Here is a 24874-nt window from a genome sequence, read left to right as displayed (position 1 = left end):
CGCGCCACCGCCGGGAGAAAAGCTCTAGCCGAGGGAAAAGCCCTTGAAGGCCTTGGCGATCCAGGACTGCTCGTTGAGCTGCGGATTGACGCCGCGCGACTGCACGAGCTTGTAGGCGTCCTTGTACCAGCTGCTGTCCGGGAAATTATAGCCGAGCACCGCGGCCGACGTCTGCGCCTCGTTGACCACGCCGAGCGCCATATAGGCTTCCGTCAGGCGGTACAGCGCCTCCTCGACATGGCGCGTCGTCTGATAGCGCGTCACCACCACCTTGAAGCGGTTGATGGCGCCGGCATAGTTGCGCTGCTCGAGATAGTAGCGCCCGATCATCATCTCCTTGCCGGCGAGCTGGTCGCGCGCGACTTCGAGCTTCTTCTTGGCGCTGACGGCGTATTCGGTGTTGGGGAACTTCCGAATCACCTCGTCGAGCGCCTCCATGGCGCGCTGCGTGCGCTGCTGATCGCGCGAGATGTCGGGGATCTGGTCGAAATAGGAGGCGGCGATGAGGTACTGCGCATAGGCCGCGTCCTCGGAGCCGGGATGCAGCGCCAGATAGCGCCGCGCCGCGCCGATGCATTCCTCGTACTTGCCCTGCGCGTAGTTGATATAGGCGATCATGATCACGGCCTTGCGCGCCCAGTCCGAATAGGGGTGCTGCCGGTCGACGTCCTCGAAGCGCGTGATCGCTTCGTCGTACTCGTTCTTGCTCATGAGGGTCAGACCCTCATTGTACCGCTTCTCGGCGGGAACGTCCGGGAAGACCGTCTCTTCCTTGTTGGTGTCGAACCAGCTCGCGCAGCCGCCGAGCGACGCGCCGACCAGGACCAGCCCGGCGAACCGCGCGGCGAACATGCCGGTGGCCCAGGCATGACGACGGCGGACCGCCGGAACGGTGACACCGCCGGAGGTGGACTGGCCGGAATTGAGAAGACGCATCACAAGTTCGATCCCGATCTGGTCGCTACTTCGCCGCCATGCCGCGTGAACAGGCGCTAAGGTCGCTTTCCGACCGGATTATGGCGCCTTGGGATGCCAGGAGCAAAGAGCGGCGTCCATACGCCGTTAAATGCCAGACTGTTGCACCAGGAGCGCGCCCGAAGGGGCGACGAGGGCCGGTCAGAGTTCCGGCGCGTAGGCCGGGACGGCGACCGCGACGAGCCCGGCATTGCTGTTGACGCTGCGCCGGGCGGGAAGGCGCGCCTCGACGATCTCGTAGGCCGAGCGGTCGGACAGCAGCGCGTCGACCACGGCGAAGTTCAGCTTGTGGCCACCGCGATAGGAACGGTAACGCCCCATGACCGGCAGGCCGCCAATGGCGAGATCGCCGACGGCGTCCAGCGCCTTGTGGCGCACGAACTCGTCGGCGTAGCGCAGGCCGGTCGTGTTCACGATGCCGTCCTCGCCAAGGCAGATCGTGTTGTCGAGCGAGGCGCCGAGCGCATAGCCGGCCTGCCAGAGCTTCTCGACGTCGCAGACGAAACCGAAGGTGCGGGCCGCCGCGAGTTCCTTGCGGAACACTTCGGGCGACATGGTCGCCGCGAAGCGCTGCCGGCCGATCGCGGCGTGGTCGAAATCGATCTCGACTTCCAGGCGGAAGCCCATGTCGTAGGGAGAGAGTTCGCCGAAGCCGGAATCGGTCTCGATGCGAATCGGCTTGAGCACGCGCAGATAGCGGCGGGCACGGTCCGTCTCGACGATACCGACCTCGTCCACTGCGGCGACGAACGCCTCGGCGCTGCCGTCCAGGATCGGCACTTCCGGCCCGTCGATCTCGACATGAGCATTGTCGACGCCGATGCCGGCGAAGCAAGCCAGCAGATGCTCGACGGTCGAAACCGCCGGGCCGCTCGAATCGCGAAGAACGGTGGCAAGATCGCTGCCGCGCACGGCGCTGCGGCAGGCACGCACGGACTGGGACGAATCGAGGCGGTGGAAGACGATGCCGGTATCGGCTTCCGCGGGAGCGATGCTCAACCGCGCCGGTTTGCCGGAATGCACGCCGACGCCGGACAGCGTCACGCAGTCACGAAGGGTGGTCTGCCGTACAGCGTTCATTCGGCCCAAGAAGCGGACGCACGCAGCGGTCCGCTCTCCCCTATTCCCCAAAACCAACAAAGTCAGCCGCCATTTTCAGGATGAGCGGAACCGAATCCCGCCCGGCGGCTTGTCGTTGGTTGGCAAGATAGCGGCGCCCCAAGTCAGCGCCAAATCACGCTTGCTTACCTTCTGTTACCGTTGATACGCTGACGCACAATCCTAAAAATTCATTTAATTTCAACGAAATACACCCGGGCCTCGCGGCCCGGGTGCTGCATTGCGTTATCGGGCGTGTAACAGGGCGGCGCGTGCCGCCCTGCCCCGGTCGCCTCAGCCCTGCCGGCGCAGGAAGGCGGGGATGTCGAGATGGTCGTCCTCGGCCGGACGGGCGGCGCGGGTTTCCGCCGGACGAGCACTGGGACGCTTGGCGTATTCGGAGGTCTCGGGGCGCAGCTCGGCGAGCGGCCGCGATTCGGGCTGCGGCGCGCGGCGCACCATCGGCCGCATCTCGGCCGGCGGATCCACCTCTTCCTCGTCCTGATGGCGGCCGAGGCCGACATTGGCGAGGCGCTGCAGCAGCGTCATGCGCTTCTTCTCGGCGTGCTGATGATCGGGCATCTCGCCGCGCGCGGCGCGGATCTGGTTCTGTGCCGGCATCGGCAGTTCGTCGACGCGCGGCATGCGCGGCGAGGCACGCTCGGCCTGCGGCGGGATGAACGGCTCGATGGAGTGCTCCTCATAGGCCGCCTCGTTGACCGGCGCCGGCTCCGGCTCGGCATAGAGGGCGGGCCGGGGCGCCATCTGGCGGATGGTCACGTTGTCGATGTCCGCCGGGGCATAGCTCGGCTCGCCGCCATAGATGTGATCGTCGGTGGCCGTGGCGCCGAAGCTCGGCTCGCCGGCCGGCTCGGCGAAGTCGTCCGCGTCCAGCGCCGAAGCGACCGAGCGCAGCGCCGCGTCGCGGCGCGCCTCGACCGCGGCGCGGCCGGCGTTGGACACGCGGCGCCCGCTGACGTCGGAGAGGTTGTTGAGGCTGTGCGGGATCTGCTCGGGAATCACCGCCGGGTCGATGCCGGTGGCGACGACCGAGACGCGGATCAGGCCTTCCAGAGTCTCGTCGAAGGTGGCGCCGAGAATGATGTTGGCGTCGGGGTCGACCTCCTCGCGGATGCGGGTCGCCGCCTCGTCCACCTCGAACAGGGTCAGGTCCTTGCCGCCGGTGATCGAGATCAGCAGGCCGCGCGCGCCGCGCATCGACACCTCGTCGAGCAGCGGATTGGCGATCGCCGCCTCGGCCGCGTGACGGGCGCGCTGCTCGCCGGAGGCTTCGCCGGTGCCCATCATCGCCTTGCCCATCTCGCGCATCACGGCGCGGACGTCGGCGAAGTCGAGGTTGATCAGGCCTTCCTTCACCATCAGGTCGGTGATGCAGGCGACGCCCGAATAGAGCACCTGGTCCGCCATGGCGAAGGCATCGGCGAAGGTCGTGCGCTCATTCGCGACCCGGAACAGGTTCTGGTTCGGGATGACGATGAGCGTGTCGACGCCCTTCTGCAGCTCGGCGATGCCCATGTCGCCGATGCGCATGCGGCGCTGGCCCTCGAAGTGGAAGGGCTTGGTCACGACGCCGACGGTGAGGATGCCGAGCTCGCGGGCCGCGCGGGCGATGACCGGGGCGGCGCCGGTGCCGGTGCCGCCGCCCATGCCGGCGGTGATGAACACCATGTGGGCGCCCGCGAGGTGATCGCGGATCTCGTCGAGTGCCTCCTCGGCGGCGGCGCGGCCGACTTCCGGCTGCGAGCCGGCGCCGAGCCCCTCGGTGACGGCGACGCCCATCTGCACGATGCGCTCGGCCTTGGAGAGGGTGAGTGCCTGTGCGTCGGTGTTGGCGACGACGAAATCGACGCCCGTCAGCCCGGCCGTGATCATGTTGTTGACGGCGTTGCCGCCAGCGCCGCCGACGCCGAAGACGGTGATCCGGGGACGCAGCTCGCGGATATCCGGTACCTGGAGGTTGATCGTCATGTCTGTTGTCCCCTAACGCCGGCGGGCACAGGGCCCGTCATGATATTTTTGGTGCCGGTTCCGCCGGCGCGGATTTGATGGAACACGTCAGAAGGCCTCCCTCAGCCAGTTTCCGACGCGCGAAAAATAGCCGTCGCCCTCTCCGTGGGAGTGGCGCCGACGGCGCGCCTCGAAATGTTCGAGGCCCGCGACCTGCGGATAGACCAGGAGGCCGGTGGCGACGGCGAAGGGCGCCCCGCGCGCGGCTTCCGGCAGCTTGGAGATGCCCAGCGGGCGGCCGATGCGCACCTGCGGGCCCATGATCTTGCCGACCAGCTCGGCGAGGCCGGTGAGCTGCGCGGCGCCGCCGGTGAGCACGATGCGCCGGCCGGCGCCGGCGGCATGGCCGGAGGCGAGCAGGCGGTCGCGCACCAGTTCGACGATTTCCTCCACCCGCGGGCGGACGATGCGCACGAGACGCGCCTTGGGAATCGCCCGCGGCAGGTCGTGATGGTCATCGGAAATGCCCGGCACGGTGAGCATCTCGCGCTCGTCGGCGTTCATCGCCATGACACCGCCATGCAGGCTCTTGAGCCGCTCGGCATCGACGAGGCGGGTGGAGAGCCCCCGCGCCACGTCGTTGGTGACGTGCTGGCCGCCGATGGCGATGCCGTCGACATGGACGCAATGGCCGTTCTCGACCACCGCCACGGTCGTGGTGCCCGAACCGAAGTCGATCAGCGTCACGCCGAGCTCGGCCTCGTCGTCGGCCAGCGTGGAGAGCGCCGCCGCATAGGGGGCGGCGACCATCGCCTCGACGCCGAGATGGCAGCGCTCGATGCACAGCAGCAGGTTGCGCACCGCCGCGGCCTCGGCGGTCACGACGTGCAGGTCGACGCCGAGCCGGCGCCCGAGCATGCCGCGCGGCTCGCCGATGCCGCCGACCCCGTCGAGCGCGTAGCCGACCGGCAGGGCGTGCAGGATGGTGCGCCCCTCGCCGACGGCGAAGGTCGAGGCCGCGTCGAGCACGCGGCGAATGTCGCCTTCCGCTACCGCCGGCTCCGGCAGGTCGACCTCGGCGGCGAAATGCTCGGAGGACAGACGGCCGCCGGCGAAGGAGACCACGACGGAGGCGATCTGCGCGCCGGCCATGCGCTCGGCGGCGTCGACCGCCCGGCGGATGGCGTGCTCGGCGCGCTCCATGTCGATGACCGCGCCGCCCTTGATGCCGTGCGCGCTGGTGTGGCCGATGCCGAGCACGTCGACCGAATGGGTGCGCCTGCGCAGGCTCGACGAGGCGTCGCGCGGCTTCAGCCGGGCGATCATGCAGACGATCTTGGAGGTGCCGACTTCCAGCACGCCGACCACGCCGGCGCGGCGCGGCGACAGCGGACGCATTTTCGGGGCAACCTCGAACGGGGCGCGGGGCCTCATGTATTGCCTCCCTTCTTCGCCTTGGCCCGAGCCTTCAGCTCGGCCTGGCGCGCCTCATAGGCGGCATCGGAGAGACGGACCGACACGCGGTCGGGCAGGCGAAGGTCGACGATGGTGATGTCGCGGGTCAGCAGCGATTTCTCCTTGTCGAGAACGGCGAGCTGCTGCAGCGCGTCGGCAAGACCATGTTCGGGCAGGCGCACGTCGATGCCGTTGCGCATCTTCAGCGTCCAGCGGCGGTCGGCGACGCGGATCGCCGCGCGCACCTGGTCGCGCACGCCCGGCACCAGGCTCAGCGCCTCGACGATCTCGACCACGTTGGTCTCGGCGCCGTCACCGACGACGATGGGCAGGCGGATGTAGCGCGGATCGTCGGAATAGGGAGCGATCACCCGCCCGTCGCGGGCGATGACGTTGATCTTGCCGTCCCGCTGCCAGAGCGCGAAGCCCTCGCGCTCGACGATCTGGATGTCGAGCCGGTCGGGATAGAGCTTCTGCACCGTGGCGCGCTTGATCCAGGCGAGTTCCTCCAGCCGGGTGCGTGCGCCCTCGGCGTCGAGGAAGAGCAGCGAGGAGGTCGGCTTCACGCCGGCCGTGGCGAGGATATCGCCCGGGGTCACGTGATTCTGGCCGGAAAGATTGACGTTGGCGATGCGGAAGCCGGCGAGGTTGGCGGCCACGTCGCCCATGTCGCGGACGGTCTCGGTCGCCGCCGGCATGTGGCCGCCGCGCTCGAGGCCGTAGACGCCGGTGGCGGCGAACAGCAGCGCCGTCAGCCAGGTGCCGACACCGCAGCTCATGGCGCGGGACGCGGAAAGACCGACGAAGAAGCGACGACCGCCGATGATGGTGCGGTCGAGCAGACGGGTGCGCTCGCGCGCCGGTGCCGGACGCACCGTCACCCGGTCGCGCGCGCCGCGCTGCGAATCGCCTGTGGCCGCGCCGGTCCGCTTGCCCGCCGGCGTCTGCCGCGGGGTCAGCGATCGAGCGAAGCGTCCTCCACCATCCATCGTACAAGCTCACCGAACGAATGGCCCGCATGGGCAGCCAGTTCGGGCACAAGCGACGTCTCGGTCATTCCGGGCTGGGTGTTAACTTCCAGACAGACCAGACCGGATTCGTCCCCGGTCCGATCGTCGTATCGGAAGTCCGCCCTCGTGATGCCCCGACAGCCGAGCGCGCGATGCGCCTTAACCGCTAACATCCCCACCTTTTGGTAAACATTCGGTAAAATTTGCGCTGGAAGAATGTGGCGGGATCCGCCCGGAGCGTATTTTGCCTCGTAATCATAGAACTTTAGGTCGGACTGGATCTCGATCACGCCGAGCGCCTTTTCGCCCATGACGGCGCAGGTCAGCTCCAGTCCGGGGATGAATCGCTCCGCCAGAAGCTGTTCGCCGAACGACCAGTCGGTGCGATTCAGCTCCTGCGGCGGGTATTCCTGATCCTCGCGAATGATGAACACGCCGACCGACGATCCCTCCGAAATCGGCTTGAGCACATAGGGGCGCGGCAGCACATGCCCGCGCGCCGCCTCGGCGCGCGTCACCACCCGGCCCTCGGGGACCGGGACGCCGTGGGCCGCCATGACGATCTTGGCCTGCACCTTGTCCATGGCGAGCGCCGAGGCGAGCACGCCGGAATGGCTGTAGGGGATGCGCATGATCTCCAGAATGCCCTGGATGGTGCCGTCCTCGCCGGGCCGGCCGTGCAGAACGTTGAGCGCCACGTCGGGCTTGAGCCGTTCGAGCACATGGGCGATGTCGCGCCCGACATCCACGCGCGTGACGCGGTAGCCGACGCTCTCCGCCGCCGTCGCACAGGCCTCGCCCGAGCGCAGCGAGACCTCGCGCTCGGCCGACCAGCCGCCCATCAGGACGGCCACATGCTTGGACATGGTGTTCTCCTCTGCGGCCCGGAGGCCGCATCGCTCAGCCGGGAATGCCGATTCGCTTGATCTCCCATTCCAGCTCGACGCCGGAATGCTCCTTCACGCGGCGGCGGACGTCCTCGCCGAGCCCTTCGATGTCGGCGGCGGTGGCGCCGCCGGTGTTGATCATGAAGTTGCAGTGCATCGTCGACATCTGGGCGCCACCCTGTCGCAGGCCGCGGCAGCCGGCGGCGTCGATGAGCTGCCAGGCCTTGTGGCCGGGCGGGTTCTTGAAGGTCGAGCCGCCGGTCTTCTCGCGGATCGGCTGCGAGGCCTCGCGCGCCTCGGTGATTCGGTCCATCTCGGCGAGGATCGACGCCGTGTCGCCCGGCCGGCCCTGATAGAGCGCGCTGGTGAAGATCACGTCGGCCGGCGCCTGCGAGTGGCGGTAGCTGAACCCGAAATCGGCATTGGCGAAGGAGCGGACATTGCCGGCCCGGTCGACCCCGCGCGCCTCGACGAGGCAGTCGCGGGTCTCGCCGCCATGCGCCCCGGCATTCATGCGCAGCGCGCCGCCGATCCCGCCGGGAATGCCGCGATAGAAGGCGAGCCCGTCGATCCCCGCATCCGCGGCGGCGCGGGCGAGCTTCACGTCCGGCACCGCCGTGCCGACCCGCAGGCGGCTGCCCTCCTCGACCGTGATCTCGCTGAAGCCGCGCCCGAGCCGGATCACCACGCCCGGCACGCCGCCGTCCCGCACGATCAGGTTGGAGCCGAGGCCGATCACCGTCACCGGCATCTCCTCCGGCAGCCGCCGGAGGAAATAGGCGAGGTCGTCCTCGTCGGCCGGGGTGAACAGCAGCTGCGCCGGCCCGCCGACGCGGAACCAGGTCAGCTCGGCCAGCGACTGGTTGGCGATCAGCCGGCCGCGCAGCTCCGGCATGCGGGCGGCAAGCTCGGGCGCGATGTCGGGGAAGCTCACGCCGCCGGCTCCCCGGCGAGCTGCTCCGGCAGGGCATAGGCCCATTGGGTGATGTTGCCGGCGCCCAGGCAGACGACGTAGTCGGTCGGCCTCGACAGTCCCTTCACGATGCCGGCCAGCGCCTCCGGCCCCGGCAGCGCGATCACCGAGCGGTGGCCGCGCGCGCGCAGCGCCTCGACGAGATGGTCGCGGTCGATGCCGGGAATCGGCGCCTCGCCGGCCGCGTAGACGTCGGCGACGATCACGTGGTCGGCGTCGTTGAAGCAGGTGGCGAACTGCTCGAACAGCGACTGCAGGCGCGTGTAGCGGTGCGGCTGCACGATGGCGATCACCTGCCCCTCGGTGGAGGCGCGGGCGGCGCGCAGCACGGCGGAAATCTCCACCGGGTGATGGCCGTAATCGTCGAAGATGGTGACGCCGTCCACCTCGCCGGTGCGGGTGAAGCGCCGCTTCACGCCGCCGAAGCCGGCGAGCGCGCTGCGGATCTGCTCGTCGCTGGCGCCGAGCTCGCGCGCCACCGCGATGGCGGCGGTCGCGTTGAGCGCGTTGTGCCGGCCCGGCATGGGCAGCACGAGGTCGCGCAGTTCATGCACCACCGCGCCGGTGCGGTCGCGGAACAGCACGCCGAAACGCGACTGCCCGCCGCGCAGATCGACATCGACGATGCGCACATCCGCCTGCGGGTTCTCGCCATAGGTGATGACCCGGCGGTCTTCCACATGGCCGACGAGGTCCTGCACCACCGGATGGTCGGTGCACATCACCGCGAAGCCGTAGAAGGGCAAATTGTCGATGAAGCTGCGGAACGCCGCCTGCACCGCCTCGAAGGTCTTGAAGTGGTCGAGATGCTCGGGGTCGATATTGGTGACGATGGCCACCTCGACCGGCAGCTTCAGGAAGGTGCCGTCGCTCTCGTCGGCCTCCACCACCATCCATTCGCCGTCGCCCAGGCGCGCATTGGTGCCGTAGGCGTTGATGATGCCGCCATTGATGACCGTCGGATCGAAGCCGCCGGCGTCGAGCAGGGTCGCCACCAGCGAGGTGGTGGTGGTCTTGCCGTGCGTGCCGGCGACGGCGACGCAGCTCTTCAGCCGCATCAGCTCGGCCAGCATCTCGGCCCGGCGCACCACCGGCAGGCGCTTGGCGCGGGCCGCGACCAGCTCGGGATTGTCGCGCCGGATGGCGGTGGAGACGACGAGAACCTCCGCCCCCTCGATGTTCTCGCTGGCATGGCCGATGAGCACCTTGATGCCCTTCTCGGCGAGGCGCTTCACATTGGCGCTTTCGGCGACGTCGGAGCCCTGCACCGTGTAGCCGAGATTGTGCAGCACCTCGGCGATGCCGCTCATGCCGATGCCGCCGATGCCGACGAAATGGATGGGGCCGAGAGACAGCGGGAGCTTCATGCGTTCTTCCTTCCGCCCGCGCGCAGCAATGGCGCCGGCGCAACTTCCGGGCGCGCAGGAATAAACGAGGGCGCCCCGCGCGTCATCCCGTCAATGGTGCAATCGCTAGGCATCGATCTTGGCAACCGCGACGACGAGGTCGGCCAGCCGTTCGGCCGCGTCGGCGCGGCCCATGCGGCGCGCATCGGCCGCCATGGCCGCGAGGCGGCCGGGCTCGCCGGCGAGGCGGGTGATGAGTTCGGCGAAACGGTCGGGGGTGAAATGGCTCTGCGGCATCAGCACGGCGCCGCCGCCATTGGCCAGCGCGGTGGCGTTGGCGAGCTGGTCCTGGTCGAGCGCGCCGGGCAGCGGCACGAGGATGGAGGGGCGGCCGATCACGCCGAGTTCGGCCACCGTCATCGCGCCGGAACGGGAGATGACGAGATGCGCCCGAGCGATGCGCGCCGGCAGGTCGCTGAAGAAGGGCGCCAGCTCCGCGGTGACGCCGAGACGGTCATAGCGCGCCCGCACGGCCTCGATATCCTCCGGCCGCGCCTGCTGCACGATCCGCAGGCGCGCGCGTAGCGCCGGGTCGAGCTTCTCGACGCCCGGCGGCACGATCTCGCTCATCACCCGCGCGCCCTGGCTGCCGCCGACCACCAGCAGGTCGATCGGCCCGCCCGGCTCCAGCGCGCCGAACGGCACGCCGGCCGCCTCGATCACCGCCGGACGAACCGGGTTGCCGGTGTGATGCGCCTTGGCGGCGAGCGCCGGATGGGCGGCACAGATGTCGGGATAGCCCGAGGCGATGGCGGTGACGCGGGAGGCGAGCAGCGTGTTGGCCCGCCCCATCACCGCATTGGCCTCGTGGATCAGCGTGGGAAAACCGGCGAAGCGCGCCGCGAGGATCGGCGGCACGGTTGGGTAGCCGCCGAAGCCGACCACGATGGAAGGCTTCATCGCCCGCATGAGCCGGTAGCCCTTGATGAAGCCGAGGCCCAGCGTGAGAGCGGTGCGCGCCAGCGCCACCGGCGAGCGCCCCCGCACCGTCTCGGCCGGCAGCACATGCAGCCGCCGCGCCGGGAAGTGCCCGGCATAGCGGGCGGCCCGCGCATCGGTGACGAGGTCGACCTCGATGCCGCGCCGCGCCAGCACGCCGGCCAGCGCCTCGGCGGGGAAGAGATGGCCGCCGGTGCCGCCGGCGGCGAGCATGACGAGCGGCCGGGATGCGGATTCCACAGTGGACCTCACGGGACGCGCCTCATGCCGGGCGCGGCATCGGCGCGCCGAGCCGCGTGCCGAGCCGTTCCAGCTCGGCCAGCGTCGCGGTGCGCGGGCGCCGCCGCGTCAGGGCCAGCAGCATGCCCATGCCATAGGCGAGCGACAGCAGCGAGGAGCCGCCATAGGAGACGAAGGGCAGCGTCATGCCCTTGGCCGGCATCATGTGCAGGTTCACCATCATGTTGATGCAGGACTGCAGCCCGAACAGGATGGCAAGGCCCGCCGTGGCGAAGCGCACGAAAGGGTCCTCGTCGTTCATCGCCCGGGCCAGCGCGCGCAGCACGATGAAGGCGAACAGGCCGGCGATCATGATGCAGAGCACCGCGCCGAATTCCTCGCCGGCCACCGCGAAGATGAAGTCGGTGTGGCCGTCCGGCAGCACCTTCTTGAAGCTGCCCTCGCCCGGCCCCTGCCCCAGCCAGCCGCCATTGAGGAAACTGTTGATCGACAGGTCGATCTGGTAGGTGTCGCCGGAATCCGGGTTCAGGAAGCGGTCGATGCGCTGGCTCACATGCGGCACCAGCGTATAGGCGACGAACAGCCCCGTGGCGCCGAGCCCGGCGAGGCCGATCACCCAGATGATGCGCAGCCCGGCGAGGAAGAACAGGCTGCCCCAGACCAGCGAGACCAGCATGGTCTGGCCGAAATCGGGCTGCATCACCAGCGGCGTCACCACCATGCCGAGCAGGCCGATGGCGAGAAGCTGGCCCGGCATTTCCGGCCGCCGCACGCTCTCCGAGAATAGCCAGGCGGCGATGATGACGAAGCTCGGCTTGAGGAACTCCGAGGGCTGTACGGTGATGCCGGCAACGCTGAGCCAGCGCCGCGCGCCCTTCACCTCCGGCCCGATCACCAGCGTCGCGCAGACGAGGGCGAGAAAGACGAAGAACAGCAGCAGCGCGATGCGCCTGATGTTGCGCGGCGACAGGAACGAGGTGGCGAGCAGCACCGCCAGCGCCGGCACCAGGAACATCACCTGGCGGTTCACGAAATGGAACGGATCGGCGATGCCCAGGCGCGCCGCCACCGGCGGGCTGGCGGCCAGCGCCAGCACGATGCCGATGATCATCAAGGCGGCAAGAGCGCCGAGCAGCAGCCGATCGATGGTCCACCACCACTCGCCGACCACCGTCCGTTCGGCACGCGAAATCATGTACGCCACTCCGGGAAAACGGGTTGCCGGAGTATCGGACGGTTAAGGTTGACGGGCGCTTAATGGCGCGGCCGCATCTCAGCCGGCCGGCAGGGCGTTGACGAGATCGCGGAAGGCGTCGCCGCGCACCTCGAAATTGCGGTACTGGTCGAAGCTGGCGCAGGCGGGAGACAGCAGCACGACGGGCTGCTGCAGCCTGGAGGTGGCAGCAGCGCTTGCAGCGTCCCTTGCAGCCCGCGCCACCGCCACGTCGAGCGTGCCGCACATCTCGTAGGGAACCGCGTCACCGAGCGTCGCCGCGAATTCTTCCGCCGCCACGCCGATCAGATAGGCCTTGCGCACCCTTGAGAAATAGGGCTTCAGCGGCGCGATGCCGCCCTCCTTCGGCTTGCCGCCGGCGATCCAGAAGATGTCGTCGAAGGAGAGCAGGGCGCGCTCGGCGGCATCCGCATTGGTCGCCTTGGAATCGTTGACGAACAACACGTTGCCGAGCGTGCGCACCTGCTCCATGCGGTGCGCGAGGCCGGGAAAGCTGGCCATTCCGGCCGCGATCACCTCCGGCGCGAGGCCGAGCGCACGGGCGGCCGCATAGGCGGCGGCGGCATTCTGCGCATTGTGCGCGCCGCGCAGCGAGCCGATGCCGGCGAGCGGCAGGGTGAAGACGCGCACGCCGTTTTCCGCCACCGCGAGATCCGTGCCGTCGAGGAAGATGCCGTCGTCGAGCCGCGCGTGCATGGAAAGCCGCACGACGTTCCGGCCCGCCGCATCCGCCCGGTCCGCAATGGCGCGCGACCAGTCGTCGTCGATACCGATCACCGCCGTGCCGCCGGCCTCGACCTGCGCGACGAGGCGCTCCTTCACCTCGGCGTAATGCTCCATCGTGCCGTGTCGGTCGATATGGTCAGGCGACAGGTTCAGCAGGATGCCGACGGACGGGTCGAGGCTCGGGGCGAGATCAATCTGGTAGGAGGAACATTCAATGACATAGACCCGCCCGGGCTTCGGCGGCTCCAGCCCGAGGATGGCCGGGCCGAAATTGCCGCCGATCTGCACGTCGCGGCCGCCGACCTTCATCAGGTGGGCGAGCAGCGCGGTGGTGGTCGACTTGCCGTTGGTGCCGGTGATGGCGGCGAGAGGCGGCCGGCGGGTGGCGAGGCGCCGCTCGCGGCAGAACAGCTCGATGTCGCCAATGATCTCCACCCCGGCGGCACGGGCCATCCTCACCGTCCAGTGCGGCTCGGGATGGGTGAGCGGCACGCCGGGCGCCAGCACCAGAGCGGCCAGTCCCGACCAGTCGGCCGCCTTGAGATCGCCGGTCGGGATGCCTTCCGCCGCCGCCCTGGCGACCGACGCGGGCGAATCGTCCCACGCGATCACCCGCGCGCCGCCGGCGATCAGCGCCCTGGCGGTGGCGAGCCCGGAGCCGCCGAGCCCGAACAGGGCGACGGCGCGGTCATTGAGAGAGGTGACGGGGATCATGTGACGCGACCTCGACTGGCAGGCGTCCGACGGGGACGCATCTGGCTAGCGCATTTCCGGGGCCGATGAAATGATCGGCCTGTCGCCCCCGCCCGCCCATTCGCTCCCACGCACGAGACCCGCCATGCCCGCCCCCGCCCTTCTTCCCCTCGGCTCGACGATGCGGGTGCTACGGCCGCATCCGAACGTCTACGCTTTCTATGACGGACGCATCGCGGGCGCGCGGGCGCATTCGGCGGCGCCGAACTGGCTCGACGACGGCGCCTATGCGCTGGGCGTCTGCGTCTATGCCGTGGTCGATGGCGCGGAAGCGCTCGTCTACGACACCCATATCTCGCTCACCCATGCGCGGATGATGCGAAAGACGCTGGAAGAAGCCGGCGTGCGCTCGATCCGCGTGGTGTTGAGTCACTGGCACGACGACCACGTCGCCGGCAACGAGGTGTTCGCCGATTGCGAGATCATCGCCCTCGACCGCACCGAGCGGGCACTCGCCGCCCATCGTGTGGCGCTGGAGAACGGCGACCCGCCGATCTTCCCGCTGGTGATGCCGAACCATGTGATCACCGGGCCGACCGAGCTGCAGGTCGGCGCGCTCACGGTGAGGCTGGAGCCGGCCGAGATCCACAGCCATGACGGGCTGATCCTGCTGTTGCCCGCGCTCGGCCTCATGCTGGCCGGCGACACGCTGGAGGAGCCGATCACCTATGTCGCCGAAGCGGACCGCCTGCCGGTCCATGTCGAGGAGCTGAAGCGGATCAAGGAGTGGGGTTATCCGCGCATCCTGCCCAATCACGGCGCGCCCGAGGTGATCGCCGCGGGCGGCTACGGCCCCGAGCTGATCGACGCCACCATCCGCTATGTGAAGAAGCTGCTGCACACCCGCACCGACATGGCGCTGGCCGATCAGGACCTTTCCACCTTCGTCGCCGGGGACCTCGCCAGCGGGGCGCTGACCTACTTCCAGCCCTATGAAGAGGTCCACGCCAACAATGTGAAGCAGGTGCTGGCGCTGCCATAGCATCCCCGATGCCATGACGGCGGTGTTATTCACCGGCCGTCATCCCGGAACGGCCGCAGGCCGTATCCGGGATCGCCTGTGATTCGCGGCGGGCGATCCCGGCTCACCGGCCGGGATGACGGCGCCGTCCTGCCTCACCGCAGCTTGAGCGTGGACAGCCCGATCAGCGCCAGCACCACGGCGATGATCCAGAAGCGGATGACGATCTGCGGCTCGGTCCAGCCCTTCTGTTCGAAATGGTGGTGGATCGGCGCCATCTTGAACACGCGCTTGCCGGTGAACTTGAAGGAAGCGACCTGCACGATCACCGACACCGCCTCCAGCACGAACAGGCCGCCGATCACCGCCAGCACGATCTCGTGCTTGGTCGCCACGGCGATGGTGCCGAGCAGGCCGCCCAGCGCCAGCGAGCCGGTATCGCCCATGAAGATCTGCGCCGGCGGCGCGTTGAACCACAGGAAGCCGATGCCCGCGCCGATGATGGCGCCGCATATCACCGCGAGTTCGCCCACGCCCGCGACATAGTGAATCTGCAGGTAGTCCGCGAACAGCACGTTGCCGGAGAGATACGAGATCATCCCGAAGCTGGCGGCGGCCACCATGACCGGCACGATGGCGAGCCCGTCGAGGCCGTCGGTGAGGTTCACCGCATTGCCGGCGGCGACGATGACGAAGGCGCCGAAGATGACGAAGAACCAGCCGAGGTCGATCAGCAGATCCTTGAAGAAGGGGAAGGCGAGCGAGGAGGACAGCGGCTCGCGCCCGACATGCATGATCACCACGGCGGCGATGCCGGCGATCAGCCCCTCGATGGCGAGGCGCGTCTTGCCGGAGAGCCCGTTATGGGTCTGCTTGGTCACTTTCAGATAGTCGTCATAGAAGCCGATCAGCCCGAAGCTGATGGTCACGAACAGTACCACCCAGACATAGGGGTTGGACAGGTTCCCCCACAGCAGGATCGCGACCATGAGACCGGAGAAGATCATCAGCCCGCCCATGGTCGGCGTGCCCTTCTTGGTCAGCAGGTGCGACTGCGGCCCGTCGGTGCGGATCGGCTGGCCCTTGCCCTGCTTCAGCCGCAGCATGGCGATGATGGCGGGGCCGAACATGAAGACGAACAACAGCGCGGTGATGATCGCCCCGCCGGTGCGGAAGGTGATGTAGCGGAACACGTTAACCGCCGGGACGCTTCCCTGTAGTTCGGCAAGCCATTGCAGCATGGGGGATCAACCTTCGGGTGGACGGGTCGGCACGTCGGCGGCGCGCCGCATGCGGCGGCGGGACGTGCCCGGATCGGTGACGGGATGGCGGGCGCGGCTCATTCGGACGTTTCCGCCCGTTCGGCAAGCGCGCCGGCGGGAAATCGCTCGGCGAGGGCGCGCACCAGCGGCCCCATCCGGCTGCCGTTCGAGCCCTTCACCATCACCACGTCGCCGCCGCGCAGCCGCTCGGCGACGAGGGGGAGCAGGGCCGGCGCGTCCGGCGCCCAGGCGCCGCGGCGCCCCTCGGGAAGCGCCTCCCACAGCGCCCGCATCAGCGGCCCGGCGCAGAACACCAGTTCCGCCGCCCCGGCGGCGGGAGCGAGTTCGCGGTGCATCGCCTCGCCCGACGCTCCCAGTTCCAGCATGTCGCCGAGCACCGCGATCCGCCGTCCGCGACCCGTCGCCGGGGTGGTGCCGAGCACGGCGAGCGCGGCGCGCATCGAGGCAGGGTTGGCGTTGTAGCTCTCGTCGATCAGCAATGCCTGGCCACCCTTGACGGCGAGCAGCGTGCGCCCGCCGCGCCCCGGCGGCGGGCCGAGCGAGGACAGGGCCAGCGCGGCCAGCGCGAGGTCGGCGCCGGCGAGCTTGGCGGCGGCGAGCACGGCGAGCGCGTTCTGCACGATGTGCCGCCCCGGCAGGCCGATCTTGAAGCTCACCATCTCGCCCATGATGTCGGCGATGGCGGTCGAGCTCTGCGGCTGCAGCTTGACGCAGGTGAGCCGGGCCTGCGCCCCCTCCGCCTCGCCGAAGCCGACGATGTTCTGGATGCCGGCGGCACGCGCCGCCGCCGCCAGCCGCTCGAAATGCGGATTGTCGCGGTTGAGCACCGCGGCACCGCCCGGCTCGACCCCGGTGAAGATCTCGGCCTTGGCGTCGGCGATCGCCTCGACACTCTCGAACTGGGCGATGTGCACCGGCTCGACCGTGGTGACCACCGCCACATGCGGGCGCACCATGGCGACCAGCGGCGCGATCTCCCCGGCATGGTTCATGCCGAGCTCGAACACGCCATAGGCGCTCGCCTGCGGCATGCGGGCGAGGGAAAGCGGCACGCCCCAGTGATTGTTGTAGGAGGCCGCCGAGGCATGGGTCGGCCCGTCGGCGCCGAGCGCCAGCAGCAGCGCCTCCTTGGTCGTGGTCTTGCCGACCGAGCCGGTGACGCCGACGATCCGCGCGCGCGTTCGCGCCCGAGCCGCACGGCCGGTCGCCTCCAGCGCGCCGAGCACGTCGTCGACCGCCAGCAGGGCAAGACCTTCCGGCATCTCGCCGGCACGCGCGCGCTCGACCACGCTCAGCGCGGCGCCGCGATCCGCCGCCGCCCGGACATAGCCATGGCCGTCGCTGTTCTCGCCGCGAATGGCGAAGAACACGTCGCCCGGCTGCAGGGTGCGGGTGTCGATCGACACGCCGCCGGCGGCGGAGGCGGGCCGCCCCATGAGCGTACCGCCCGTCGCGCCCGCGAGCGCGTCCGGCGTCCAGAGCGGCGAAGAGGCGGCGGATTGGGCGGCGGCCAGATGAGCGGCCATGCGGTCATCCCTCGATGCAGTCGACCGCGACGTCGCGGTCGGAGAATGGCAGTGTCCGGTCGCCTATGATTTGGCCGGTTTCGTGACCCTTGCCGGCAATCAGCACGACGTCCCCGGACTTCGCCATGGCGATGGCGGCGCCAATGGCCTGCGCCCGGTCGCCAATCTCGCGCGCCCCGGGGGCGCTGGCGAGGATCGCTGCGCGGATGGCGGCGGGATCCTCGCTGCGCGGATTGTCGTCGGTGACGATCGCCACGTCGGCCTTCCGCGCAGCGATGGCGCCCATCAGGGGGCGCTTGCCCCGGTCGCGGTCGCCGCCGCAGCCGAACACCACGATGAGACGGCCCGGCGCATAGGGCCGCAGCGCGTCGAGCGCGTTGGCCAGCGCGTCCGGCTTGTGGGCGTAGTCGACGAAGACGCCGGCGCCTTCTTTCGTGCCGACGAGTTCCAGACGCCCCGGCACGCCCTGCAATGTCTCCAGCATCGGCAAAGCCGTGCGCGCGCTGGCGCCGGTGAGCATGGCGAGGCCCGCCGCCACCAGCGCGTTGCACGCCTGGAACGCGCCGACCAGCGGCAGCTTCAGGCTGTAGCGCTCGCCGTCGGCCTCGATCTCCAGGCGCTGGCCGAGCCCCTCGTCGTGGCGCGAGATCAGCGCGATACCCGCCCCCGCGACGCCGATGCCGAGCACGTTCAGCTCATGGTCGGCGGCGATCTGGGCGGCATGGCTGCCCTCGGTCGTGTCGACCCACACCGCCGCCCCGCCGCCGCGCGGCACCAGATCGCGGAACAGCCGCATCTTGGCGTCGAGATAGGCCTCCATGCTCGGGTGGTAGTCGAGATGGTCGCGCGAGAGATTGGTGAAGGCGCCCGCCTTCAGCCGCACGCCGTCGAGCCGATGCTGGTCGAGCCCGTGCGAGGAGGCTTCCAGGCACAGATGCGTGACGCCCTCCACCGCGAGCGCGTGCAGCGTGCGGTGCAGTTCGATCGGGTCGGGCGTGGTGAGCGAGCCATAGACCGCGCCGGAGGGCGCCACCACGCCGAGCGTGCCGACAGACGCGCTGGCATGGCCGAGCCCCTGCCAGATCTGGCGGACGAAGGAGGCGACCGAGGTCTTGCCGGAGGTGCCGGTGACGGCGGCGATGGTCTCCGGCTGGCGCGGAAAGGTCCGCGCAGCGGCCAGCGCCACGGCGCGGCGCGCATTGCCGACACGAACATAGGAGATCGCCGGATCGAGCCCTTCCGGCCGCTCGACCTCGGCCACCACGGCGACCGCGCCGCGCGCGATGGCGTCGCGGGCGAAGGCGAGGCCGTCCGCCTTGGGGCCGGCCAGCGCGAAGAACACGTCGCCGGCCCGAGCTCGGCGGCTGTCGAGCGAGGGCTCGCCGACACTCATGTCGGGATCGGCACCGGCATAGTCGGCATCCTCGCCGACCAGTCCCCGCAGGGTGAGGATGCGCGCGCCGTCGGCCGTGGGTCGTATCCGCTCAGACATTCACGTCGTCCTGCCCTTGTCCCGAACGGGCCGCGCGGGACCTGTCCGGCACAGAATTCGCCATAGCCGATTCCAGGCGGATGACGCTCCGGAAATCGGCCGTCTGGCCGTTACTGCACCCGCGCCAGCTTGACGTTGGCGAGCAGGCTCTCGGCCGAGGGAACGTCGGTGCGCGGCATGATGCCGAGCATGGGACCGATGCGGGAGATGATCTTGCCCGTCGTCGGCGCGGCGTTCCAGCCGGCAGTGGCGTAGCCATAGGTGCCCTCGACCGCCTGCGGCTCGTCGAGGATCACCAGCACGAGATATTGCGGGTTGTCCATCGGAAACACGCCCGTGAAGGTGGTGAGCAGCTTGGTCTTGGAATAGCGCCCGTTGACCACCTTCTCGGCGGTGCCGGTCTTGCCGCCGGCGTAGAATCCCGGGACGTTGACCTTCTTGGCCGAGCCCTTCTCGGCGTTCAGCCGCAGCAGGTAGCGCATCTTGGCGCTGGTCTCCGGCTTGATGATCGGAACCGCCAGCGCCGACACCTCCTCGGGTGTGCGCTTGAGAAAGGTCGGGGGAATGAGATAGCCGCCATTGACCAGCGAGTTGACGGCCATCACCGCCTGCAGCGGCGCGACGGCGAGGCCGTGGCCGAAGGCGATGGTCGCGGTGTTCAGCTCGCCCCAGCGCTTGGGCACGATGGGCATGGCGCTCTCGGGAAGCTCGGTGCGCAGCCGGTCAAGCTGCCCGGCCTTGGCGAGGAAGGCCTTGTGGGCGTCGACGCCGAGCGTCAGCGCCATCTTCGCCGTGCCGATGTTCGAGGAATAGAGGAAGACCTCGGGCAGCGTCAGCACGCGGTTCTCGGCGTGGTAGTCGCTGATCTTGAACCGTCCGAAATGCAGCGCCCCGCGCGCATCCAGCGTCGAGTTGATGTTGAAGCGGCCGCTGTCCAGCGCCATGGCGAAGGTCAGCGCCTTGAAGGTCGAACCCATCTCGAACACGCCGGTGGTGAGGCGGTTGAGGTTCTTCGGGTCGAGCGAGCGGGCCGGGTCGTTGGCGTCGAAGTCCGGCAGCGAGACCATGGCGACGATCTCGCCGGTGCGCACGTCCACCACGGTGCCGGCGGCGGCGATGGCCTTGAACTTCTCCTTGGCGGTAAAAAGCTCGTCGCGCAGCACATGCTGCACGCGCAGGTCGAGCGCCAGTTCCACCGGCTCCTGCTGCCGGTCGGAGGCGAAGCCGGCCAGATGCAGGTCGGCGAGGCCGCGCGTGTCGACCCATTTCTCGATGCCGGCGATGCCCTGATTGTCGATATTGGTGGAGCCGAGGACATGCGCGCCGAGCGTGCCGCCGGGATAAACCCGGCGGTTCTCGGTCATGAAGCCGATGCCTGGCAGGCCGAGATTGTGGATCTCGCGCTGCTGCTGCGGGGTGATGTCGCGCTTGAGCCAGACGAAGCCGCGATTGGTCGACAGGCGCTGGCGCAGCTCGTTGGCATCGAGGTCCGGCAGCACGGCGGTCAGCGCCTCGACCGCCTCGTCGACGTCGATCAGCCGGCGCGGCTCGCCATAGAGCGAGGAGGACTTCACGTCGGTGGCGAGCACCAGGCCGTTGCGGTCGAGCACGTCCGGCCGGGCCGAGGCCACCGCGTCGGAGGCGACGCCGCGCCGCGCCAGCGCGCCTTCCGGCGCCGAGGCGAACATGGCGAGCCGGCCGGCAATGGCGAGATACACCCCGCTGAAGACCAGCATGCACAGAAGCAGGCGCGCCCGCGCCACCGCATGCGGCTCGGGTCGGCCGCGCCCGAAGGCGGCGCGCACGATGCCGGCGAGACTACGCAGCAGCACCAGCGGCAGGCGCAGCAGCCGCGTCGGCAGCGAGGCGAGGAAGCGCCTGAGCCAGGCGGCGGAGGATGTGAGGAACGCGATCATGTGGTCTCCTCCGGACTACTGGCCGACCGCGCCGGGCGGGAGCAGCGGCCGCGCCGCCGCGGGATTGAGCGGTGAGCCGATCACGCCCTGCGGTCCGGCGAGACCGGGGCGCGCCCCGCCCATATTGCCGGCGGGCGGAATGGCCGAGAGCGGCAGCGGCTCCTCGGAGAACGGCGCTTCCGGCAGCGGCGCATCATCGGGCAGACGCGCCACCGGCGCGGATTTGGCGGGCTTCGCCGCCGGCTTGGCGGCGGCGGGCGGCAGCGCGGGCGGATTGAGCGACGGCCCGTCCACCAGCGCCTCGATCATGCCGCCGAGCGCGTCGCCGCCGCCATCCGCCTTGGCGGGCAGGCTGGCGAGGCGATCCATGTGGTCGACATCGAGCGGCTGCATGTCGAGGTGCTTCTCGGCCAATGCCTGGATGCGGTCGGGCGCGGTGCGGCGCGCCCATTCGGCATGCATGAGGGCAATGCGGTCACGTTCGGAACGGATCTCGGTGCGCAGCTGGGCGATCTGCTGCGCCTCGAAGGCCGCGGAATATTTGACGTGATAGACGGCGCCGGCCGCGGCGAGCAGGGCGATGACCGAGACGGCATTGAGTACGCGGAACATGTCTCGACCTCAGCGACGGCGGTGGGCGTCCAGAACCGGAAGCGGCGGCAGCAGCGACGAGAGGTCGCCCGAAGGATGGGCCGGCGCCGACGTGCGCGCCGCGGCCCGCAGCTTGGCGGAACGGGCGCGCGGATTGCGGGCGAGTTCCTCCTCGCCCGCCTCCACCGCGCCGCGCGCCACCAGCGTGAAGCTCGGCGGCGCGCCCTGCACCGCCGGCATGTGGCGCGAGCCGGCCGCGACCTTGGCGCGATTGGCGAGGAAGTTCTTCACGATGCGGTCTTCCAGCGAATGGAAGGTGACCACCACCAGCCGCCCACCGGGCTTGAGAACCCGCTCCGCGGCGGAAAGCGCGCGGGCAAGCTCGCCCAGCTCGTCATTCACCGCGATGCGCAGCGCCTGGAAGGTGCGGGTCGCCGGGTGCGGCTCATGCGGCTTGGACCACACGACCTTTGCGACGATGTCGGCGAGCTGCAGCGTGCGCTCGATCGGCGCGACCGCCCGCGCCGCGACGATGGCGCGGGCGACGGCGCGCGAATGCCGCTCCTCGCCGAAACGGTAGATGAGGTTGGCAAGCTCGGTCTCGGAGAGCCCGGCCACCAGATCGGCAGCGGAAGGCCCGTCGTTCGACATGCGCATGTCGAGCGGCCCCTCGCGGCGGAAGGAGAAGCCGCGCTCGCCCTCGTCGATCTGCATGGAGGAAACGCCGATGTCGAGCACGACGCCGTCGACCAGCGGCGCGCCGGCCGCCGCGGCGACCGCGTCGAGTTCGCTGAACCGCTCATGGACGAGCGACAGCCGCCCGCCGCTGCCCTCGACCAGCGCCTGCCCATCGCGAATGGCGTTGGGATCGCGGTCGATGGCAATGACCCGGCAATCCGCCGCACCGAGAATGGCGCGCGTGTAGCCGCCGGCGCCGAAAGTGCCGTCGACATAGACGCCGCCGTCCTTCGGAGCGAGATGTTCGATGACTTCGCCAAGCAGGACAGGCAGATGACGGGCCGGTCCGCCGGCAGCGTCCGTCTCCGAACCGCCGCGACCCGCCATCATGCCCCATCGGCGCGGGAATCCCGCGTCGCCCCCTGGGAGCCGATCTTCTGCTTCAGCGCGCGCACCTTCGCAGTGGCCTCCGCGAGATGCGCCCGGAAGCGTGTTGGCTCCCAGATCCGAAAATGATCCCCGAGGCCGACCAGCACGGCCTCGTCCTTGATATGCGCATGGGCCTTCAGCCCCTCGCCCAGCATCACGCGGCCCTCCGGATCGAGTTTCAGCATCTCGATCGCCCCATAGAGCGCGCCCGCCAGTTCCTCGCGCGCTTCCGAATAGGGCGGATAGCGCTCGATCAGGGCGTCGATCCCCGCCATCAGCCGCGCGCCGCCGCCCTGCAGGGCCGGAAGATCGAGCGCCGGATGGCAGTAGAGATGCTCCAGCCCGTCCCGTGCGATCAACGCGCGATACGGCGCCGGGATCGACATCCGGCCCTTGGAATCGAGCCGCATCGGATAGGTCGATACGAAACGTTCCATCGGCCCGGTACGCCCCTACGCAAACACGCCCCGCCGCAGGCTTTGCGGCCACCGCGCACGACCCCTCGACGGGCGCCGGAGAGGCGCCATCGGCTCGGGGAACTCGGTACTGCAACGGGATGATTTGGGATACCATGGGACATAATGGGCGTCAATGGAAAGACCACGCCGTCACCCCGCAGCGGGTGCTGCCCGACAGGGGTGATTCCGCCGCGGCCGGCGATTGGCGATTAACGCCCCATGAACCTTAAGAATCTGTTGAATCGCGCGCCCGCCGGGCTTAGCTGCAGGTAGCCATGATCACAGCGCCCGCCGCTCCCGACGCCGCCTTCCCGCCCGACTCGCCCCTCGTCGCCGAGGTGCTGCCCTCGCCGAACCATGGCGAGCGTCTCGGCGTCGCCGGGCCTGACATGCTGCTGCTGCATTACACCGGGATGGCGTCGAGCGCCGAGGCGGTGGAATGGCTGCGCGCGCCCGAGCGGCAGGTCTCCGCCCATTATGTGGTGTTCGAGGACGGGCGCATCGCCCAGTTCGTCCCCGAAGCGCGCCGCGCCTGGCATGCCGGTACTGCCTTCTGGGCCGGCGCGACGGACATCAACTCGCAGTCCATCGGCATCGAGATCGCCAATCCGGGGCATGATTTCGGCTATCCGCCCTTCCCGGCGATCCAGATCGAGGCGGTCACGGCGCTGGCCAAGGACATTCTCTCGCGCCACCCCATCCCGCCCGATCGTGTGCTCGCCCACTCCGACGTGGCACCGCTGCGCAAGGCGGACCCCGGCGAGAAATTCCCGTGGCAGACGCTGCACCGTTTCGGCGTCGGCCATCTGGTGGAGGAGGCACCGCCGAGCGACGGACGCTATTTCATGCGCGGCGAGCACGGTCAGCCGATCGAGGCGCTGCAGGCCATGCTTGCCTTCTACGGCTATGGCGTGCCGGTCAGCGGCACCTATTGCGAGACCACCGAGGCCGTGGTGCGCGCCTTCCAGCGCCATTTCCGCCGGTCGCGGGTCGACGGCATCGCCGACATTTCGACGCTAACGACGCTTTATGCGCTCTGCGCCGCACGACCCGGCGCGGCCGACACCGACGAGGCGGAATCGCCAGAATCCGCCTGAAATATTTGCACGCCCATAATAACAGCAAACGGCGAAAGGATACTGCTTGCGACAGCTCCTGCGCGCAAGTTTCGATCATGAACGTCGCAATTGCACCATATCGAGGGGTGTACTGGCCAGGTTGAGGTCGTCGCACGTTCTGATTGCGACAATCTTCCCACTGCACGCGCCTCATTCGAGACAGATTTGAGCTGACTTTTCCGGCCCGTCGCAATCAGACGAAAAGGCCATCGGCTCGTAATGAATGTTTCCCGCGCACTCAGTGCTTCGCTTGTCGTCGCCGTCATCATCGGTTCCGGTACAAACATCGCCAGTGCCAAGCCGATCTTCGAAAGATCATCCAAAGTCGACGCTCCATCCTCCTCGAATAGCCTCGCCACCCTCGTCGAACGCGAAGCACGCGCCAATGGCGTGCCGGTCGCCCTCGCCCGCGCCGTGGTGCGCATCGAGAGCAACTGGAATTCCCGGCTGACCGGCCGCGCCGGCGAGGTCGGCCTCATGCAGATCAAGCACCAGACCGCCAAGGGCATGGGCTATTCCGGCACCCGCGCGGCGCTCTACGAGCCGGCCACCAACATACGCTGGGGCATGCGCTATCTCGCCGGCGCCTATCGCCTCGCCGGCGGCGACACCTGCGGCACCGTCATGCGCTACCAGGGCGGGCATGGCGCCCGGCGCATGTCTTCCGCCGCGCGGACCTATTGCGGCAAGGCCCGGACCATCATGGCGTCCAACTGAACGAGCCGCCCAGTTTCGCGCGCGGGCGCCGGGACCGCTCA

Annotated in this window: 21 protein-coding genes; 3 read left to right on the top strand and 18 right to left on the bottom strand. The window is 69.3% G+C overall.

The genetic code is table 11. The features are described 5' to 3' along the window. Positions 1–24: 24 nt before the first annotated feature. The 11 genes from AC1PZ7_RS06555 to murD form a co-directional block, all read right to left on the bottom strand. A complete protein-coding gene (locus AC1PZ7_RS06555) occupies positions 25–852 on the bottom strand; it encodes an outer membrane protein assembly factor BamD (RefSeq protein WP_482359583.1) in 828 nt (275 codons plus the stop codon). A 264-nt stretch (positions 853–1116) separates the two neighbouring features. Next, the gene (gene lpxC, locus AC1PZ7_RS06550; protein ID WP_482358687.1) at positions 1117–2055 is read right to left on the bottom strand and encodes a UDP-3-O-acyl-N-acetylglucosamine deacetylase; all 939 of its coding nucleotides are present in this window, start codon (positions 2053–2055) and stop codon (positions 1117–1119) included. A gap of 312 nt (positions 2056–2367) precedes the next feature. After that, entirely contained in the window at positions 2368–4062 is a 1695-nt protein-coding gene (gene ftsZ / locus AC1PZ7_RS06545) for a cell division protein FtsZ (protein ID WP_482358686.1), read from the bottom strand. 87 nt (positions 4063–4149) lie between these two features. Beyond that, positions 4150–5475 carry a cell division protein FtsA gene (ftsA, locus tag AC1PZ7_RS06540; RefSeq protein WP_482358685.1) on the bottom strand — a complete coding sequence of 442 codons (1326 nt, stop codon included), beginning with the start codon at positions 5473–5475 and terminating at the stop codon, positions 4150–4152. Next, entirely contained in the window at positions 5472–6485 is a 1014-nt protein-coding gene (locus tag AC1PZ7_RS06535) for a cell division protein FtsQ/DivIB (protein WP_482358684.1), read from the bottom strand. The genes ftsA and AC1PZ7_RS06535 overlap by 4 nt, the downstream gene beginning before the upstream one ends. Beyond that, positions 6452–7372 carry a D-alanine--D-alanine ligase gene (locus AC1PZ7_RS06530; RefSeq protein ID WP_482358683.1) on the bottom strand — a complete coding sequence of 307 codons (921 nt, stop codon included), beginning with the start codon at positions 7370–7372 and terminating at the stop codon, positions 6452–6454. The genes AC1PZ7_RS06535 and AC1PZ7_RS06530 overlap by 34 nt, the downstream gene beginning before the upstream one ends. Positions 7373–7406: 34 nt before the next feature. Then, entirely contained in the window at positions 7407–8327 is a 921-nt protein-coding gene (murB, locus tag AC1PZ7_RS06525) for a UDP-N-acetylmuramate dehydrogenase (protein WP_482358682.1), read from the bottom strand. Next, complete coding sequence (murC, locus tag AC1PZ7_RS06520; RefSeq protein ID WP_482358681.1) at positions 8324–9733, bottom strand: UDP-N-acetylmuramate--L-alanine ligase; 1410 nt, start codon at positions 9731–9733, stop codon at positions 8324–8326. Before murC ends, murB begins: the two co-directional genes overlap by 4 nt. 105 nt (positions 9734–9838) lie before the next feature. Then, positions 9839–10924 (bottom strand): undecaprenyldiphospho-muramoylpentapeptide beta-N-acetylglucosaminyltransferase, encoded by a 1086-nt coding sequence (gene murG, locus AC1PZ7_RS06515; RefSeq protein ID WP_482359582.1) that lies wholly within the window; start codon positions 10922–10924, stop codon positions 9839–9841. Between the two features lie 49 nt (positions 10925–10973). Beyond that, entirely contained in the window at positions 10974–12146 is a 1173-nt protein-coding gene (gene ftsW / locus AC1PZ7_RS06510; protein ID WP_482358680.1) for a putative lipid II flippase FtsW, read from the bottom strand. 78 nt (positions 12147–12224) lie between these two features. Continuing rightward, positions 12225–13625, bottom strand: coding sequence for a UDP-N-acetylmuramoyl-L-alanine--D-glutamate ligase (murD, locus tag AC1PZ7_RS06505; protein ID WP_482358679.1), 1401 nt, complete (start codon positions 13623–13625; stop codon positions 12225–12227). A 124-nt stretch (positions 13626–13749) separates the two neighbouring features. Between murD and AC1PZ7_RS06500 the strand changes: the two genes are divergently transcribed. Further along, positions 13750–14646 (top strand): MBL fold metallo-hydrolase, encoded by an 897-nt coding sequence (locus AC1PZ7_RS06500; RefSeq protein WP_482358678.1) that lies wholly within the window; start codon positions 13750–13752, stop codon positions 14644–14646. 134 nt (positions 14647–14780) lie between these two features. Here the strand turns inward: AC1PZ7_RS06500 and mraY are convergent, their stop codons facing one another. From mraY to AC1PZ7_RS06465, 7 genes are all read right to left on the bottom strand, one after another. Further along, positions 14781–15866 carry a phospho-N-acetylmuramoyl-pentapeptide-transferase gene (mraY, locus tag AC1PZ7_RS06495; RefSeq protein WP_482358677.1) on the bottom strand — a complete coding sequence of 362 codons (1086 nt, stop codon included), beginning with the start codon at positions 15864–15866 and terminating at the stop codon, positions 14781–14783. 98 nt (positions 15867–15964) lie between these two features. Further along, the gene (locus AC1PZ7_RS06490; RefSeq protein WP_482358676.1) at positions 15965–17434 is read right to left on the bottom strand and encodes a UDP-N-acetylmuramoylalanyl-D-glutamyl-2,6-diaminopimelate--D-alanyl-D-alanine ligase; all 1470 of its coding nucleotides are present in this window, start codon (positions 17432–17434) and stop codon (positions 15965–15967) included. A 4-nt stretch (positions 17435–17438) separates the two neighbouring features. Further along, a complete protein-coding gene (locus AC1PZ7_RS06485) occupies positions 17439–18926 on the bottom strand; it encodes a UDP-N-acetylmuramoyl-L-alanyl-D-glutamate--2,6-diaminopimelate ligase (protein WP_482358675.1) in 1488 nt (495 codons plus the stop codon). Between the two features lie 110 nt (positions 18927–19036). After that, positions 19037–20842 carry a peptidoglycan D,D-transpeptidase FtsI family protein gene (locus tag AC1PZ7_RS06480; protein WP_482358674.1) on the bottom strand — a complete coding sequence of 602 codons (1806 nt, stop codon included), beginning with the start codon at positions 20840–20842 and terminating at the stop codon, positions 19037–19039. Between the two features lie 15 nt (positions 20843–20857). Continuing rightward, positions 20858–21454: a cell division protein FtsL gene (gene ftsL, locus AC1PZ7_RS06475; RefSeq protein WP_482358673.1), complete on the bottom strand. Its 597-nt coding sequence runs from the start codon at positions 21452–21454 to the stop codon at positions 20858–20860. Between the two features lie 9 nt (positions 21455–21463). Beyond that, positions 21464–22501, bottom strand: coding sequence for a 16S rRNA (cytosine(1402)-N(4))-methyltransferase RsmH (gene rsmH / locus AC1PZ7_RS06470; RefSeq protein WP_482358672.1), 1038 nt, complete (start codon positions 22499–22501; stop codon positions 21464–21466). Next, entirely contained in the window at positions 22498–22977 is a 480-nt protein-coding gene (locus tag AC1PZ7_RS06465; RefSeq protein ID WP_482358671.1) for a division/cell wall cluster transcriptional repressor MraZ, read from the bottom strand. Before AC1PZ7_RS06465 ends, rsmH begins: the two co-directional genes overlap by 4 nt. Before the next feature lie 296 nt (positions 22978–23273). Between AC1PZ7_RS06465 and AC1PZ7_RS06460 the strand changes: the two genes are divergently transcribed. Together AC1PZ7_RS06460 and AC1PZ7_RS06455 are read left to right on the top strand one after the other, a co-directional pair. After that, on the top strand, positions 23274–24095 hold the full coding sequence (locus AC1PZ7_RS06460; RefSeq protein ID WP_482358670.1) for an N-acetylmuramoyl-L-alanine amidase: 822 nt from the start codon (positions 23274–23276) through the stop codon (positions 24093–24095). Positions 24096–24335: 240 nt separating this feature from the next. Continuing rightward, entirely contained in the window at positions 24336–24833 is a 498-nt protein-coding gene (locus AC1PZ7_RS06455; RefSeq protein WP_482358669.1) for a lytic transglycosylase domain-containing protein, read from the top strand. Positions 24834–24874: the final 41 nt, after the last annotated feature.

The sequence above is a fragment of the Ancylobacter sp. TW_SC_1 genome (assembly GCF_056836805.1).
The sequence above is the reverse complement of the archived record's forward strand: the minus strand, read 5'-3'. Positions and strand labels throughout refer to the sequence as shown.

Bases quoted from the DNA above. Each gene is read 5' to 3' on its own strand.
- AC1PZ7_RS06555 (WP_482359583.1), bottom strand. From the start codon at position 852: ATGTTCGCCGCGCGGTTCGCCGGGCTGGTCCTGGTCGGCGCGTCGCTC.
- lpxC (WP_482358687.1), bottom strand. From the start codon at position 2,055: ATGAACGCTGTACGGCAGACCACCCTTCGTGACTGCGTGACGCTGTCC.
- ftsZ (WP_482358686.1), bottom strand. From the start codon at position 4,062: ATGACGATCAACCTCCAGGTACCGGATATCCGCGAGCTGCGTCCCCGG.
- ftsA (WP_482358685.1), bottom strand. From the start codon at position 5,475: ATGAGGCCCCGCGCCCCGTTCGAGGTTGCCCCGAAAATGCGTCCGCTG.
- AC1PZ7_RS06535 (WP_482358684.1), bottom strand. From the start codon at position 6,485: ATGGATGGTGGAGGACGCTTCGCTCGATCGCTGACCCCGCGGCAGACG.
- AC1PZ7_RS06530 (WP_482358683.1), bottom strand. From the start codon at position 7,372: ATGTCCAAGCATGTGGCCGTCCTGATGGGCGGCTGGTCGGCCGAGCGC.
- murC (WP_482358681.1), bottom strand. From the start codon at position 9,733: ATGAAGCTCCCGCTGTCTCTCGGCCCCATCCATTTCGTCGGCATCGGC.
- murG (WP_482359582.1), bottom strand. From the start codon at position 10,924: ATGCTCGCCGCCGGCGGCACCGGCGGCCATCTCTTCCCCGCCGAGGCG.
- ftsW (WP_482358680.1), bottom strand. From the start codon at position 12,146: ATGATTTCGCGTGCCGAACGGACGGTGGTCGGCGAGTGGTGGTGGACC.
- murD (WP_482358679.1), bottom strand. From the start codon at position 13,625: ATGATCCCCGTCACCTCTCTCAATGACCGCGCCGTCGCCCTGTTCGGG.
- AC1PZ7_RS06500 (WP_482358678.1), top strand. From the start codon at position 13,750: ATGCCCGCCCCCGCCCTTCTTCCCCTCGGCTCGACGATGCGGGTGCTA.
- mraY (WP_482358677.1), bottom strand. From the start codon at position 15,866: ATGCTGCAATGGCTTGCCGAACTACAGGGAAGCGTCCCGGCGGTTAAC.
- AC1PZ7_RS06490 (WP_482358676.1), bottom strand. From the start codon at position 17,434: ATGGCCGCTCATCTGGCCGCCGCCCAATCCGCCGCCTCTTCGCCGCTC.
- AC1PZ7_RS06485 (WP_482358675.1), bottom strand. From the start codon at position 18,926: ATGTCTGAGCGGATACGACCCACGGCCGACGGCGCGCGCATCCTCACC.
- AC1PZ7_RS06480 (WP_482358674.1), bottom strand. From the start codon at position 20,842: ATGATCGCGTTCCTCACATCCTCCGCCGCCTGGCTCAGGCGCTTCCTC.
- ftsL (WP_482358673.1), bottom strand. From the start codon at position 21,454: ATGTTCCGCGTACTCAATGCCGTCTCGGTCATCGCCCTGCTCGCCGCG.
- rsmH (WP_482358672.1), bottom strand. From the start codon at position 22,501: ATGATGGCGGGTCGCGGCGGTTCGGAGACGGACGCTGCCGGCGGACCG.
- AC1PZ7_RS06465 (WP_482358671.1), bottom strand. From the start codon at position 22,977: ATGGAACGTTTCGTATCGACCTATCCGATGCGGCTCGATTCCAAGGGC.
- AC1PZ7_RS06460 (WP_482358670.1), top strand. From the start codon at position 23,274: ATGATCACAGCGCCCGCCGCTCCCGACGCCGCCTTCCCGCCCGACTCG.
- AC1PZ7_RS06455 (WP_482358669.1), top strand. From the start codon at position 24,336: ATGAATGTTTCCCGCGCACTCAGTGCTTCGCTTGTCGTCGCCGTCATC.